Origin of the sequence: Aeromonas sp. R4-1, from assembly GCF_040908325.1 — a bacterium.
Lineage (GTDB): Bacteria > Pseudomonadota > Gammaproteobacteria > Enterobacterales > Aeromonadaceae > Aeromonas > Aeromonas veronii.
This window is the reverse complement of record NZ_JBFODM010000042.1, coordinates 40,741-54,745: the sequence shown is the minus strand read 5'-3', so window position 1 is coordinate 54,745 and position 14,005 is coordinate 40,741. Positions and strand designations below refer to the sequence as shown.

Annotated in this window: 12 protein-coding genes and 3 tRNA genes; 2 read left to right on the top strand and 13 right to left on the bottom strand. The window is 60.5% G+C overall.

Annotated elements, in window-relative coordinates; all coding sequences use genetic code 11:
• Positions 1-367: 367 nt before the first annotated feature.
• From AB5Y90_RS07360 to AB5Y90_RS07310, 11 genes are all read right to left on the bottom strand, one after another.
• Positions 368-454, bottom strand: a tRNA-Leu gene (locus AB5Y90_RS07360).
• Positions 455-495: 41 nt separating this feature from the next.
• A tRNA-Cys gene (locus AB5Y90_RS07355) sits at positions 496-569 on the bottom strand.
• A 35-nt stretch (positions 570-604) separates the two neighbouring features.
• Positions 605-680: transfer RNA gene (locus AB5Y90_RS07350), tRNA-Gly, on the bottom strand.
• 181 nt (positions 681-861) lie between these two features.
• A complete protein-coding gene (gene pgsA / locus AB5Y90_RS07345) occupies positions 862-1,416 on the bottom strand; it encodes a CDP-diacylglycerol--glycerol-3-phosphate 3-phosphatidyltransferase (RefSeq protein ID WP_307895095.1) in 555 nt (184 codons plus the stop codon).
• Between the two features lie 199 nt (positions 1,417-1,615).
• Complete coding sequence (uvrC, locus tag AB5Y90_RS07340) at positions 1,616-3,469, bottom strand: excinuclease ABC subunit UvrC (protein ID WP_307895096.1); 1,854 nt, start codon at positions 3,467-3,469, stop codon at positions 1,616-1,618.
• Positions 3,470-3,580: 111 nt separating this feature from the next.
• Complete coding sequence (gene uvrY, locus AB5Y90_RS07335; RefSeq protein WP_005337448.1) at positions 3,581-4,225, bottom strand: UvrY/SirA/GacA family response regulator transcription factor; 645 nt, start codon at positions 4,223-4,225, stop codon at positions 3,581-3,583.
• A gap of 212 nt (positions 4,226-4,437) precedes the next feature.
• Complete coding sequence (kdsB, locus tag AB5Y90_RS07330) at positions 4,438-5,187, bottom strand: 3-deoxy-manno-octulosonate cytidylyltransferase (RefSeq protein WP_307895097.1); 750 nt, start codon at positions 5,185-5,187, stop codon at positions 4,438-4,440.
• Entirely contained in the window at positions 5,184-5,372 is a 189-nt protein-coding gene (locus AB5Y90_RS07325) for a Trm112 family protein (protein WP_005347033.1), read from the bottom strand. The genes kdsB and AB5Y90_RS07325 overlap by 4 nt, the downstream gene beginning before the upstream one ends.
• A gap of 121 nt (positions 5,373-5,493) precedes the next feature.
• Complete coding sequence (lpxK, locus tag AB5Y90_RS07320) at positions 5,494-6,489, bottom strand: tetraacyldisaccharide 4'-kinase (RefSeq protein ID WP_368166749.1); 996 nt, start codon at positions 6,487-6,489, stop codon at positions 5,494-5,496.
• Entirely contained in the window at positions 6,489-8,252 is a 1,764-nt protein-coding gene (gene msbA / locus AB5Y90_RS07315; RefSeq protein ID WP_043825733.1) for a lipid A ABC transporter ATP-binding protein/permease MsbA, read from the bottom strand. Before msbA ends, lpxK begins: the two co-directional genes overlap by 1 nt.
• A 104-nt stretch (positions 8,253-8,356) precedes the next feature.
• Positions 8,357-10,558, bottom strand: a complete 2,202-nt coding sequence (locus AB5Y90_RS07310) for a DNA internalization-related competence protein ComEC/Rec2 (RefSeq protein ID WP_368166748.1) — start codon at positions 10,556-10,558, stop codon at positions 8,357-8,359.
• A gap of 27 nt (positions 10,559-10,585) precedes the next feature.
• On the opposite strand from AB5Y90_RS07310, the gene AB5Y90_RS07305 reads away from it, so the two are divergent.
• Both AB5Y90_RS07305 and AB5Y90_RS07300 read left to right on the top strand, forming a co-directional pair.
• A complete protein-coding gene (locus AB5Y90_RS07305; protein ID WP_005350890.1) occupies positions 10,586-11,104 on the top strand; it encodes a DUF2062 domain-containing protein in 519 nt (172 codons plus the stop codon).
• Positions 11,098-11,601 (top strand): DUF2062 domain-containing protein, encoded by a 504-nt coding sequence (locus AB5Y90_RS07300; RefSeq protein WP_139428457.1) that lies wholly within the window; start codon positions 11,098-11,100, stop codon positions 11,599-11,601. The genes AB5Y90_RS07305 and AB5Y90_RS07300 overlap by 7 nt, the downstream gene beginning before the upstream one ends.
• A 106-nt stretch (positions 11,602-11,707) precedes the next feature.
• On the opposite strand, the gene AB5Y90_RS07295 is transcribed toward AB5Y90_RS07300, so the two are convergent.
• Both AB5Y90_RS07295 and AB5Y90_RS07290 read right to left on the bottom strand, forming a co-directional pair.
• Positions 11,708-12,898 carry an amino acid aminotransferase gene (locus tag AB5Y90_RS07295; protein WP_307895100.1) on the bottom strand — a complete coding sequence of 397 codons (1,191 nt, stop codon included), beginning with the start codon at positions 12,896-12,898 and terminating at the stop codon, positions 11,708-11,710.
• 145 nt (positions 12,899-13,043) lie between these two features.
• Entirely contained in the window at positions 13,044-13,985 is a 942-nt protein-coding gene (locus AB5Y90_RS07290) for a hypothetical protein (protein ID WP_307895101.1), read from the bottom strand.
• Positions 13,986-14,005: the final 20 nt, after the last annotated feature.

Genomic DNA, 14,005 nt, shown 5'->3' with positions numbered 1-14,005 from the left:
GCGAAGGTGAGCTGATGACTCATGATGAACCCTTTTTCATGGCTCCAGATGACAAACATGATCTCATATCAGGGACTTGTTCGCACCTTCCCTAGAAGAAACGCAGGAGTGATAACTGGATCCGAGAATGGCCCCACAATGTGGGGCCATTCTCATTTCTGTCTGACAGCACACCGAAACATGGCCAGGGAAAGTCGCCGCATGAAGTGCACCATCAGGCAGAGCTGCATCCTACAAGAAGATCCTGTTACTCCACATGACAGGAAGGGTGAACCACTTAAAAAAGCGCTGTCGCCACTTTGTCGCCATTTAGGCAAAAGAAAAAGGCCACTATTTCTAGTGGCCTTTCGTAACTCTTTGATTTTAGTGGTGCCCGAGGCCGGAATCGAACCGGCACGACGCGAACGTCGAGGGATTTTAAATCCCTTGTGTCTACCGATTTCACCACTCGGGCACCGCAATCGGTATCAAGCTCGCGTGGCGGGCTTGTCAATATGGAGGCACGTTCCGGAGTCGAACCGGACTAAACGGATTTGCAATCCGCTGCATAACCGCTTTGCTAACGCGCCATGCAAAAGAGAGTTGGCTCTCTATTGTCTGAATTTGGAGCGGGAAACGAGACTCGAACTCGCGACCCCGACCTTGGCAAGGTCGTGCTCTACCAACTGAGCTATTCCCGCATTGGTCTGGCTGACTGCCTGACTACGAGGACGCATTCTAGCGATGTTCCTCGCCCAGTCAACCAGAAATATTTAATTACCTGATCGTTCGGGCATTTTTTACCCTTTTTGAACAGTTTTAGCGCCTTTGGCCGTTTCCTGCCTCAAATCAGCGGAAACCTCACCTTGCAGCGCAAGTGACTCACAGGTTGGCGTGGTGGGTCAAATCGCCCCAGGCGGCCTTCATGTACTGGAACATAGACCAGAAGGTGAGCACGGTAGCGACATAGAGCATCACATAGGCGAGCCACACCATCCAGACGTTGTATTGCCAGATAAGACCGGTGAGCGACACCATCTGGATCATGGTCTTCCACTTGCCAATCCAGCTGACCGCCACCGAGGAGCGTTTGCCGAGCTCGGCCATCCATTCGCGCAGGGCGGAGATGATGATCTCGCGGCCAATCATGATCATGGCGGGGATGGTCACCCAGATGGTGTTGTAGTGTTCGACGATAACCACCAGTGCGGCGGCGACCATGATCTTGTCGGCAACCGGGTCAAGGAAGGCGCCAAAGGCGGTGGACTGATTGAGCTTGCGAGCCAGATAGCCATCAAACCAGTCGGTGGCAGCGGCCAGAATAAAGATGATGGCGGCAGCCAGATAGGACCATTGATAAGGCAGATAGAACAGGATGACGAAGACGGGAATGAGCAAAATCCGGAAAAACGTCAACAGGTTAGGTATATTTGTCATTATTTTCAGCCACTTCTTGTACGTCGCTACATAGTGCGCCAAAGCCGATTTGCGATGCAACCGCACTGGCGCCCGTCTTGGTCTTTTTAATCCATCAATCTTCTCAAAATGCGAGGGCCATTATGGCATTTACGGCCCCCCCGCGTCACGGCTCTTGTGCATCAAGGAGTTAGCGATTTTGCCATGCTGCTAACCCTGCTCAGGCGCTGTGCAAGCCATCGTGGATGGTCTGGGCCAGCTCCTGACTGATGCCGGGTACCTTGGCCAGTTCATCCACGCTCGCCTTTTTGACCTCCTGCAGGCCGCCCAGATATTTGAGCAGCGCCTGCCGCCGCTTTGGCCCCACGCCCGGAATATCCTCCAGCGTGCTGCTGGTGCGGGCCTTGGCCCGTCTGGCACGGTGGCCGGTAATGGCAAAACGGTGGGATTCATCGCGAATATGCTGAATAAGGTGCAAAGCGGGCATATCTGCCGGCAAATGCAGTTCTTCGTGGCTCTCCCCCATGATGAGAGTTTCCAACCCTGCCTTGCGGGTCACCCCCTTGGCGATGCCCACCAGCAGCGGATATTTGCCGCCGAGAAACTCCAGCTGACGGGCCAGGATCTCTTCGGCGCGGCGCAACTGGCCGAGGCCACCGTCAATAAACAGCACGTCCGGCACCTTGTCCGGCTCCTGCTGCTTGCCAAAGCGGCGCTCCAGCGCTTGCTCCATCGCCGCGTAGTCATCACCGCCAGTGATACCGTCGATATTGAAACGACGATATTCCGATGAGAGCGGCCCCTCCCGGTTGAACACCACGCAAGAGGCCACGGTGCGCTCCCCCATGGTGTGGGAGATATCGAAACACTCCATGCGGGCGATGGGGCGCTCCAGCTCCAGCAGCTCTTCCAGCTGATCGTAGCGAGCAGTAATGGTGCTCTTGTGAGCCAGCCGCGATCGCAGCGCCGTCTCGGCGTTGATGGAGGCGAGCTTGATAAAGCGGGCCCGCTCGGCGCGGGTACGGCTCACCACTCGCACCTTGTAGCCTGCGGTCTGGCTCAGTGTCTCGGCGATGATGCTCTCATCCTCCAACGCCACATCGAGCAGCACCTCGCTCGGGATCTGCCGCCCCCCCTGCCCCGACAGATAGAACTGCAGCAGGAAAGATTGCACCACCTCGTCAAACGGGGTGTCAGCCGGCACTTTCGGGAAGTAGCTGCGCGAGCCCAGCACCTTGCCCTGACGGATAAAGAGCACGTGGATGCAGGCCGCACCTTGCTGGAAGGCGACCCCCACCACATCCAGCTCGTCCAGTACGTTGCCGCTCACCGACTGCTGCTCGGTGACCCGACGCAGCGCCAGGATCTGATCCCGATAGCGGGCCGCCTCTTCAAAGCGCAGATCGCCGCTGGCGGACTCCATCTTGCCCACCAGCTCGCCAATCACCTGCTGGTTCTTGCCCGCCAGAAACAGTTTGGCCAGCTCCACCTGCTGGGCATATTCGGCCTCGCTCACCAACCCGGGTACGCAAGGGCCGGCGCAGCGCTTGAGCTGATAGAGCAGGCAGGGACGGGTGCGGTTGGCATAGACCGCATCCTCGCACTGACGCACCGGAAAAATTTTCTGCATCAGGTGTAAGCTCTCACGCACCGCGCCACCAGAGGGGTACGGGCCGAAGTACTCCCCCTTCACCTTGCGGGCGCCGCGATGGACGCCGATGCGCGGATGCTGGTGCGCGGTGATGATGATCCAGGGGTAGGATTTGTCGTCCCTCAGCAGCACGTTGTAACGGGGCTGGTACTGCTTGATGAGATTGTGCTCGAGGATCAGCGCCTCGGTCTCGGTGTGGGTGACGGTGACCTGGATATCGGCGATCTGTCGCACCAGAGTGCGGGTCTTGATGCTGTCGACGTTGGTGCGAAAGTAGGAGGCGAGCCGCTTTTTCAGATCCTTGGCCTTGCCCACGTAGATCACGGTGCCACCGCTGTCATACATGCGGTAGACGCCACTTTGATGGGTGACGGCGCTCAGAAACGCCTTGCTGTCGAAGAGAGGTTCGGGAGAGAGGGTCATCAGCTACTCGGCTCACACAAAGGCAAAAATTGACGGGCAGAGCATACTGCCCTCGCCGCCCGAAAAGCAAAAAGGCGGCACTCGCCGCCTTTGTGACCACACGCCACCCGATTAGAGGGTATCGGCATCCAGCATGCCATAGCGAATGGCCAGATGGGTCAGTTCCACGTCACCGTTGATCCCCAGCTTGCTGAACAGACGATAGCGGTAGCTGTTGACCGTCTTCGGGCTCAGGTTGAGCTGCTCGGAGATATCAGTCACCTTCTGCCCCTTGGTGATCATCATCATGATCTGCAGCTCGCGCTCGGAGAGGGACTTGAAGGGATTCTCGTCAGCGGAGGCAAATTGGCTGAGGGCCATCTGCTGGGCAATCTCCGGGGAGATGTAGCGCTGACCGGAGTGCACCAACCGGATCGCCTGGATCATCTCGTCAGGGGCAGCCCCCTTGGTCAGGTAACCGGCGGCGCCGGCCTGCATCACCTTGGTGGGGAACGGATTTTCTGAATGAATGGTCAGCACAATGATGCGCACATCGGGGCGGATCCGCAGAATTTTGCGGGTCGCTTCCAGACCACCAATACCCGGCATGTTCATGTCCATCAGGATCACGTCCGGATGGTGTTGGCGACAGAACGTAACTGCTGTCTCGCCGCTCTGTGCTTCGCCCACCACCTTGATCCCGCGCACATCTTCAAGAATGCGTCTTATCCCTGTACGCACCAGCTCATGATCATCGACCAGGAATACATTTATCACCCAAACACCCCGTTTTATCTCGTTTTAGCCGCCCGGTTAGGGTTAACAGGGCGTCTTGCATCATAACCAAACTCGTCGCTTTGGCAAACCATGCACGCCAAAAGTTTGAGAAAACCCATGTTTAGCGTTTAAAATCAAATAATTATATAAATTTTCAAAACAAAAAACGGTGCCTTGCGACACCGTTTTTCATGACGTTAGTGCTGTGGCCATCACTTGGCCAAAAAGGCGCGCACCTTCTCCAGATCGGCCTGGGTATCCACCCCGACCGGCGGTGCTTCAAGGGCCTGGGCGACGTGGATCTTCTCCCCGTACCAGAGCACCCGCAGCTGCTCCAGCGCCTCGACCTGCTCCAGCACGCTCGGTGCCCAGTCTACGTAACGCTGGATAAAGCCGGCGCGATAGGCATAGATACCGATATGACGCTGGTAGTGGTCACCAATTTGCTCATGGCTCTTGGCAAAGCGATCCCGATCCCAGGGAATGCTGGCGCGACTGAAGTAGAGGGCGTAGCCATCCTTGTCAGTCACCACTTTCACAGCGTTCGGATTGAACGCCTCTTCGGCATCCTTGATCGGCACAGACAGGGTCGCCATCGGCGCCGTGGCAGCGGCCAGATTATCCGCTACCTGACGAATGATGGCGGGCGGAATGAGCGGCTCATCCCCCTGCACATTGACGATGATGGTATCGGCGGCAAAGCCGTAGTGACGGCACACCTCGGCCAGACGCTCGGTGCCGGACTGGTGATCCGGTGAGGTCATGCACACCTCGACGCCGGTGCTCAGCAGTGCCTGCTGCACCCGCTCGTCATCGGTGGCGACGATCACCCGATCGGCACCGGATTGCAGGGCTTTTTCCACCACATGCTGCACCATGGGCTTGTCATGGATGTCGGCCAGCGGCTTGCCCGGCAGACGGGTGGAGGCGTAGCGGGCCGGAATGACGACGACGAAACTCATGACGGCAGCTCGTCGCTATTGAGCGGACGGGCACGGTTCTCCAGCAGTACCGGGATCCCCTCCTCCAGCGGATAGGCCAGCTTGTCAAAGCGGCAGACCAGCTCATGCACGGCCTTGTTGTAGTGCAGCTTACCCTTGCAGACCGGGCAAGCGATGATGTCGAGCAACTTGATGTCCAAAGCCAAAACGATACTCCTTCAACGATGTCGCGCTGGCGGCTTCATCACGCCAGCGATGGATGTCGAGCAACCAGATATTCCATGCGGGGCATATTCTCCCCCTGCTCCCCCGCCGAGGCGAGAGAGATTAATCTTGCGCCCTGGTCGCGCCCTTTGCCTCCGCCCCCAGCTTGTGCAGCAGGGCATCGAGCAGGGAGGCAGGCAACTCGGCGCTGACCGGCAGATACCACCAGTTATCGAGGGCAAACGGGCGGCACTTGACCGCATCCTTCTCGGTCATCAGCAGCGGCTTGCTGGCAAAGCGCCCCACCAGCTCATCCCGATCAAAGGGATGATGATCGCCGTAGGCGGCCTGCTGCTCCAGCTGGTAACCGAGCCCTTCCAGGGTGGCAAAGAAACGGGGCGGATGACCGATCCCCGCCAGCGCATCGACCTGCCCCGACAAGGGGGCAGGCAACGGCGCATCGTCGCGCACTCGGCGCGGGGTGTCGGCGACCAGTTGCATGGGGTACTCCCCCTTGCCCGGCTCGCCGCCGTTGCAGATGATGGCGTCCACCCGTTTTAGACGAGTGACCGGCTCGCGCAGCGGCCCCATGGGCAGCAAGCAGGCGTTGCCGAAACGGCGCGCTCCGTCCACCACCACCAGCTCGATGTCGCGGGCCAGCGCATAGTGCTGCAGACCATCGTCAGTGATGATGATATCCACCTCACCGCTCTGCTCCAGCAGTCGTACCGCGTCGGCCCGTTTCGGGGCAACCACCACCGGGCAGCCGCAGCGCCGGGCAATCAGCACAGGCTCATCTCCAGCCTGCGCCGTGGTGCTGGTCTCATCCAGCCGATAGGGGTAATGGGGCGCCTTGCCGCCATAACCACGGCTCACCACCCCGGGGCGATAGCCACGGGCTTGCAACTGCTCCACCAGCCAGACCACTACCGGCGTCTTGCCGTTGCCCCCGATCGAAATATTGCCCACCACGATCACCGGCAAGGAGGAGCGATACCCCTTGCGCCAACCGTGACGATAGGCATAGCGGCGGGTGCCGCTGATGATGGCAAACAGCAGGGCAAAGGGGGCCAGCAACCAGCGCCAGCCACTTTTGCGATACCAGAGCCGTTCCAGCATCAGGCCTTGCTTCCCGCGTTGCCAAACTGAATGGCGCGCAGCTGGGCATAGGTGCCGCGCTGCTCCATCAGTGCTGCGTGGTTACCGCGCTCGACGATATGGCCTTCGTCGATCACCAGGATCTCGTCCGCCTTCTCGATTGTGGAGAGGCGGTGGGCGATCACCAGCGAGGTACGCGCCTTGCAAAGCTCGTCGATAGCCGCCTGAATGTGGCGCTCGGATTCGGTATCGAGGGCCGAGGTGGCCTCATCCAGCAGCAGAACCGGCGCATCGCGCAGCAGGGCGCGCGCAATGGCAACACGCTGACGCTGGCCGCCGGAGAGGGATGCACCGTTCTCGCCAACCACAGTGTCATACCCGTTGCTCATCTTGCTGACGAACTCGTCGGCGTGAGCGATACGGGCGGCCTGCACGATCTGGTCGCGGCTGTATTTGTCTTCCGCCGCGTAGGCGATGTTGTTGGCCACCGAGTCGTTGAACAGGTGAACATGCTGGGAGACCAACGCGTACTGCTTGCGCAGCTCGCTCAACTTGTATTCGCGGATGTTGATGCCGTCCAGCAGGATCTCGCCCTGATCGATGTCGTAGAAGCGGGTCAACAGGCTGGCAATGGTACTCTTGCCAGAGCCGGAACGGCCCACCAGCGCCACCGATTTACCCGCCTCCACCTTGAAGCTGACGTTGTGCAGCGCCGGGGTGTCCTTGGTCGGGTAGGTGAAGGTGACGTTGCGAAACTCGATCTCGCCGCGGGCACGCTCCAGAGTGCGGGTGCCAGTATCCTGCTCCGGCTCGGTGTCGAGCAGGCCAAACAGGCTGTGGCAGGCGGTGATGGCCCGCTGGAACTGGTTGTTGACGTCGGTCAGGCTTTTCAGCGGCTTGAGCAACATCATCATGGAGGTGATCATGACGGTAAACGTACCGGCAGTCAGGGTTGATTTGACGCTGTCAATGGTCGCGACATAGAGGAAGGCCGCCAGCGCGATGGAGGCCACCATCTGCACCACAGGGCTGCCGATGGCATCGGCGGCGACCATCTTCATGGTCTGCTGGCGCATGTTGTTGCTGACCTGGAAGAAGCGTTTCTCTTCCACCTTCTGGCCACCAAACATCAGCACCTCTTTGTGCCCTTTGAGCATCTGCTCGGTGGAGGTGGTGATATCCCCTACCGCCTGCTGGATGTGACGGCTGATCTGGCGGAAACGGCGGCTGATAAGGCCGATGATGATGCCCACCAGCGGGCCAACCACCAAAAAGATCACTGACAGCTGCCAAGAGTGCCAGAACATCAGGCCGAGCAGGCCGACCACGGTCGCCCCTTCCCGCACCAGGGTCACCAGCGTGGTGCTCGCCGCCGAGGAGACCTGACTCGCGTCATAGGTCACCTTGGAGAGCAGATGACCGGTGTTCTGACGGTCGAAGAAGCTCATCGGCATCGCCACCATGTGATTGAACACCTGCTGTTGCAGACGCATCACGACGTGGTTGCCGACCCAGGCCATGCAGTAGTTGGAGAGAAAGTTGGCGACACCACGCAGGGCCACGATGCCGAGGACGAAGAAGGGCATCCATTTCAAAACGGTGCTGTCGTTGCCATTAATGCCCTGATCGATCAGCGGCTTGATGGAGTAGACAAAGGTGGTATCCACGGCGGCGTAGCCCAGCATCCCTATGATGCCACCGACCAGGCCCAGCTTGCGATCACGGACATAACCGAGCAGGCGTTTGAATACTGGCCAGCTCTCTTGTGAGGTTTCTTGTTGCATGAATAGCCGTTAGTAATGGAAATGACGGGCTATTCTAGCCAAAGCGCAGGCTTACACCAAGCGCCGCCACCTATATCGCATTCCTAAACGGCAGAAATGGCGGATTATTGCTCAAACCACACTCGCGGTCGCCACCACTCACCACTGCGTCGATACCAGGGCCCCACATCTCGCTCGGCGGTGACGCTCAAGCCCGCTGCGGTGGGTTCGACCAGCACCGCCCCTTGCTGACCGGTGATCCACTGGCGGGCATCCCGATAGCGGGCCACTACATCGGGACGGGGAAAGCCCCACTGATTCATAAAGCCGGCGCTGTGGATCACATCCTTTGCCGCCACCGCCGCGACAAACGGGGGCGTGGAGGAGGTGCGACTGCCATGATGGGGGCTCACCAGCAAGGTGCTGGCCAACCCCTCTCCCTCCAGTGCCACCAGTCTCAGCTCTGCCTGCCGTTCGATATCGGCACTGAGCAGCACGCTGCGCTGCCCATCGCTGATACGCACCACGCAGCCATCGTTATTGCGCCCGCCACCGGGGCGTTCTGGCCAGAGCACTGCAAACGAGAGCCCCTGCCAGCGCCACTGTTGCCCACGCTGGCACAGGGTGGTTCCCTCACTGAAGGGGTAAGAGGAGAACTCGTGACGCACCGGCATGGCGCTGAGCAGTCGCTTGCGATTGCCGGCATGGTCCCGATCCTTGTGGCTGATGATGAGGCGATCGATGACCCGGATCCCCAGATGGCTTAGCTGGGGCAGGATCACCGAGTCCGCCATGTTGTAGCCTCCGGGATAGCGATCACCTGTGTCATAGAGGATGGCACGCTCCCCCTTGCTGATCAGCACTGCCAGCCCTTGCCCCACATCCAGCACCCGCAGTTGCCAGCGGACAGGCGTTGGCCAGAGCGCCAATAACAGCGCACACAGACCCGGTAGCAACAGCCAGCGTGCCGGGCGCCACTGCGCGGCGAACCAGAGCAGCAACAGCAAGGTGCAGAGTAGCAGCCACCAGCCGGGCAGTGGCCACCACAGTTGCAGTTGATCGGCCAGCCAGTTCAGGATCGTCAACACCCACCCGAGCCCCAGATCCGCCAGCCAGAACAGGCCATAGGCAAGCGAGCTGGAGAGCGGCGCCAACAGCACCCCAATCAACGCCAGCGGGATGATGGCGATACAAAAGAGCGGCACCGCCAACAGGTTGATCACCATGGCAAGGGGCGCTATCCCCTCGAACAACGCCAGTTGCAGCGGCAGCAGACCGAGCAGCAGCCAGAGCTGGATCTGCCAGAGCCCCGGCTTGTCGTGGAGATATCCCACCAGCAGCAAGATGGCCACCGCCAGAAACGAGAGCCAGAAGCCGGCCGAATAGAGGGCGAAGGGATCCCAGAGGGTCAATACCACAAAGGCCCACAGCCAGATGCGCCAGGCCGGCCACTCTCGCCGGCTCCAGCGCAGCACACTCCACACCAGCACCATGATCAGGGCCCGCTCGGTCGCCACAGCAAACCCGGCCAACGCGCTGTAGACGGCGGCAAACAGCAGGGAGGTGATGATGGCGCCGCGCAGACCAAACAGCCTGCCCAGCCACCACCCGAGCACCGCCACCAGCGCGATGTGTTGCCCTGAGATGGCGATGATATGGGTCAGGCCGCTGCCGCGAAACAGCTCCCACTGGGCATCCGTGATACGGCTCTGCTCGCCAAAAGTGAGCGCCGCCAGCAAGGGGGCATAGTCAAGCGGACGCCAACTCTCGGTCGCGGCCCCCAACCAGCGTTCGCGCCAACCTGCAGGTACCTGTTGAATATCTATCACCCGACGCAGATTGCCGGTGGCGGTGATCCCCTTGCCCAGCAGCAGACGCCGCCCATCCAGCCCCGCCTCGTTGGCCAGACCGTGAGCCGGTTTCAACGAAGTCACCAGGGTGATCCGGCTGCCTACAGTCATGGCGGGTAATGCCTGATAGGCATTGACCCGGATCAGGGGCTCAGGTGTCACCGGTTGCTCGTCGAGGGTGCTCACCCGCAGCAGCAGCCGGACAAATTTATCCCCCTCGGGCTCTGCACTTTGCAGCTCTGCGGTTATCATGTGGCTCGTCTGATCGCCCAACCGCTCCAGCCAGGCCAGCCGATAGGCAAGATTGGCCTGCATCCAGAGGATGCCGAGCAGGAGAAACAGCCACCGCCAGGCACGGCAATATGCAAGGGGGATCAGCAGGGACAGCAACAAGCCCCCCCATGCGAGTGAAGGTAACCATGGCCAGAGCAGTGAGGAGCTTGCCCCTAGGGCAAACGACAACAGACGCAGATCCATGGAGCAAGTATTTAGCAAGGTTTCAATATGCCCAAACGACTCATTAAACGCTGGATGCCCGATCAGCAAACCCTGAAAGAACACAAGCACCTGCGGCTGTTCGGCAAACTGCTGCTCGATGCCAACCTCTGGCACCTCAACCGTCGCTCGGCAGCCGGGGCGTTTGCGGTGGGCCTCTTCATGGCCTGGGTGCCGCTCCCCTGCCAGATGCTGCTGGCCGCCGGTGGCGCCATCCTGTGCCGGGTCAATCTGCCGCTCTCGGTGGCGCTGGTCTGGCTCTCCAACCCCTTTACCATGCCGCCCCTGCTCTATGGCGCCTATCTGGTAGGTTGCCAGTTGCTGGGACATTCGGCGCAGCAGATCGAGATTGAATTCACCTGGGAGTGGCTGGTCTCGGTGCTGGGGACTGTGGCACCGCCGCTGTTGCTGGGCTCGCTGATCCTGGCCCTGCTCAGTTCTCTTATCGGTTACACCCTGATCCGCACCTTTTGGCGGATCAGCACGGTGCGCCAGTGGCAAAAACGCAAGATGGCCCGCCCATGCTGAGTCGCTGGTTTGCCCGCTTCAAGCTCGATCCCGATACCCTGCGCCAGCAGAAGTGGTTTGCCCTGTTTGGTGAACGGCTGCTTGCCCCCGCCCTCTGGCAAGGGGGCACCCGCGCCCTGAGCGGCGCCGTAGCGGCCGGGATCTTCGCCTGCTGGTTCCCCATCCCGATGCACTCGCTTATCGCAGTCGGTCTGGCACTGGCATTCAGCCTCAACCTGCCACTGGCACTGCTGGCGGTCTGGTTCAACAATCCGCTGACCCTGCCGTTCATGTATCTCTACGCCTATCGCACCGGTTGTCTGGTACTGCACCAGACGCCGGAGCCTTTCCACCTCAGCTGGACCCTTCACTGGCTGGAGCAGGAGGCAGCGACCCTGGTGCCCCCCTTCCTGCTCGGCAGCCTGCTGTTGGCGGTACTCACCGCCCTGAGCGGCGGCGCCCTGACTGCACTGCTGCTGCAACTGCGCAAGCTGTGGCAAGGTGTCCGCCACCACTGAGCCGCCCTTACCCTTGTTTGGCGATCAGCCGTTGACGATCAAAAAAGCCCGTCACCAAGGTGACGGGCTTTTTCATGGCATAGTGCCAGAGCACAAGGCGATGCGATTACAGCACCTTGGCGATCGCCTCGCACAGAGGATCGATATTGGCGCGAGTAATACCGGCTACGCTGATCCGGCCTGAGCCGACGATATAGATGGCAAATTCGCTCTTGAGGCGCTCCACCTGCTCCTTGGTGAGGCCGGAGAAGGAGAACATGCCGTTCTGCTCGCGGATAAAGCTGAAATCCTGGCTCACGCCGAGGGCAGCCAGCTTCTCTACCAGCAGTTCGCGCATCTCGCGAATGCGCACCCGCATGGCAACCACTTCCTCGACCCACTCGGCATAGAGCGCCGGATCGCTCACCACGGCGGTGACCACTGCGGCGCCGTGTGACGGCGGGTTGGAGTAGTTGGCGCGAATGACGGTCTTGACCTGAGTGAAGGCCACGTCGGCGATCTCTTTGGTCGAGCTCACCAGCGTGAAGGCGCCGACCCGCTCGTTGTAAAGACCGAAGTTCTTGGAGAAGGAGCTCGCCACCAGCAGTTCATCGTGGCACTCGGCGAAGATGCGCAGGCCTTCGGCATCCTCTTCGATACCACGGGCAAAACCCTGATAGGCGAAGTCAAACAGCGGCAACCAGCCGGCAGTAGCACTCTGCTTGGCCAGCGCGCGCCACTGATCGCTAGTGGGGTCGATACCGGTCGGGTTGTGGCAGCAACCGTGCAGCAGCACCAGCTCACCCGGCTGCACTTCGGCCAGCGAGGCCTGCATGGCGGCAAAGTCGAGTCCCTTGGTCGCTGCGTCGTAGTACTTGTACCACTTGACGGTCAGGCCCGCGGCCTGGAATACGCTGACGTGGTTGGCCCAGGTGGGATCAGAGATCCAGATGGTCTTGGCCAGACCGTTGCGCACCACGAATTCGGCCGCAATACGCAGGGCACCGGTACCGCCCGGCGCTTGCGCGGTCTTGGCGCGGCCACTGGCAACCAGCGCAGAGTGCTGCCCGAACAGCAGTTGCTGCACGATGCGGCCATATTCGATATTGCCTTCAATACCGAGGTAGTTCTTGGTCTTCTCGTCGGTCAGCAGCTTCTGCTCGGCTTTCTTGACACAGTGAAGAATGGGGGTGGCACCGGACTCGTCCTTGTAGATCCCTACGCCCAGATTGATCTTGTGGCTGCGAGAGTCAGCGCGGAAGGCTTCGGTCAGGCCCAGGATCGGATCCGCTGGGGCGGCAACAACCTTTTCAAACATGGTATTCCCTGTATTCCGTTGAGTTCGTTGGGTGGCAAAGCGGCTTGATAAACAAAAGCGCTCATCTGGCGAGCGCTTCGTCAACTCTTTATATCACCGCGTTCAATGGGGGAAAACCGCTTTTTGGCTCGCTTTCAGGCCAATTTCAACCAACGGCATGCCACGCTGGTGCCAGCGCGCATACCTCGGCCGACAAGCCACCATTGGACTCAACCAAACCGCTACAAACTGCTAACAATGGCTTGGGGATCCGGCTCGGCTCCCAGGGCCGAGCCTCAGTCAAAGGCTGGGCATACGCGCTGAGGATGGGGGCCAGATCACGGGGCAACCACCAGCTGGCCGGACGACCCAGCCGCTGGGCCAGCGCCTGCAGCCGATCCACCCCGGCAGGGTCGAGAGCGGTGAGATGACTCCACAACACATTGGGGGGCAAGGCGGCCACCACCTGCTGCAAGGCTAGAGGAGCCGATGGAGGGGCCCACACCAGCAAGGTGCCGGGTTCAAGAGGTAGCTCGGCAAAGGCGCCGACGCTGTCTGTGGTGATCACCCGTTCGATACTCCCCTCCCCCCACAGGATCTTGCCAAGACCCGCCAGGGTGCGCTCGGGTAGCGCCACCTCCCCCAGCGCCTGCAACCAGGGGGCTGCGTCGATCAGGGCGCCGCCGCTGAAAAAGAGGCTGAACGGCTGGGCGGCGCGCAAGCGCAACAGCTGATCGGCGCAGAGCCGGATCCCCTTGTCCTCGAAATCAATCTGCTCGTTGGGGGTGAAGTTCACCTCTGACTTGCGATAGAGCGCCGCCAGCACCCGTTCGTTGACCAGCTCCCCCAATTGCCAGCCCTGAGCATGCAACCACTCCTCGGGCTCGGGGGGGGCAGTTGCGATCTCGGCCAGCATCAGCTCGCGGGTGAGATAGCGCCGTCCGGCCGGGGTGAGCTCATAGCTGTGGCTGCCATGGGCGAGCAGCAGCTGGTTATCCTTGAGCAGGCCCACCAGCGGTTGCCACTGGCGGCCACGGATCACCACAGGTGAGTGGCTCAGCAACTGCTGCGCCAGCGCCCGCCATTCGGGGTGACTAAAGTCGATCAATTACAATCCATCCCTGTCAG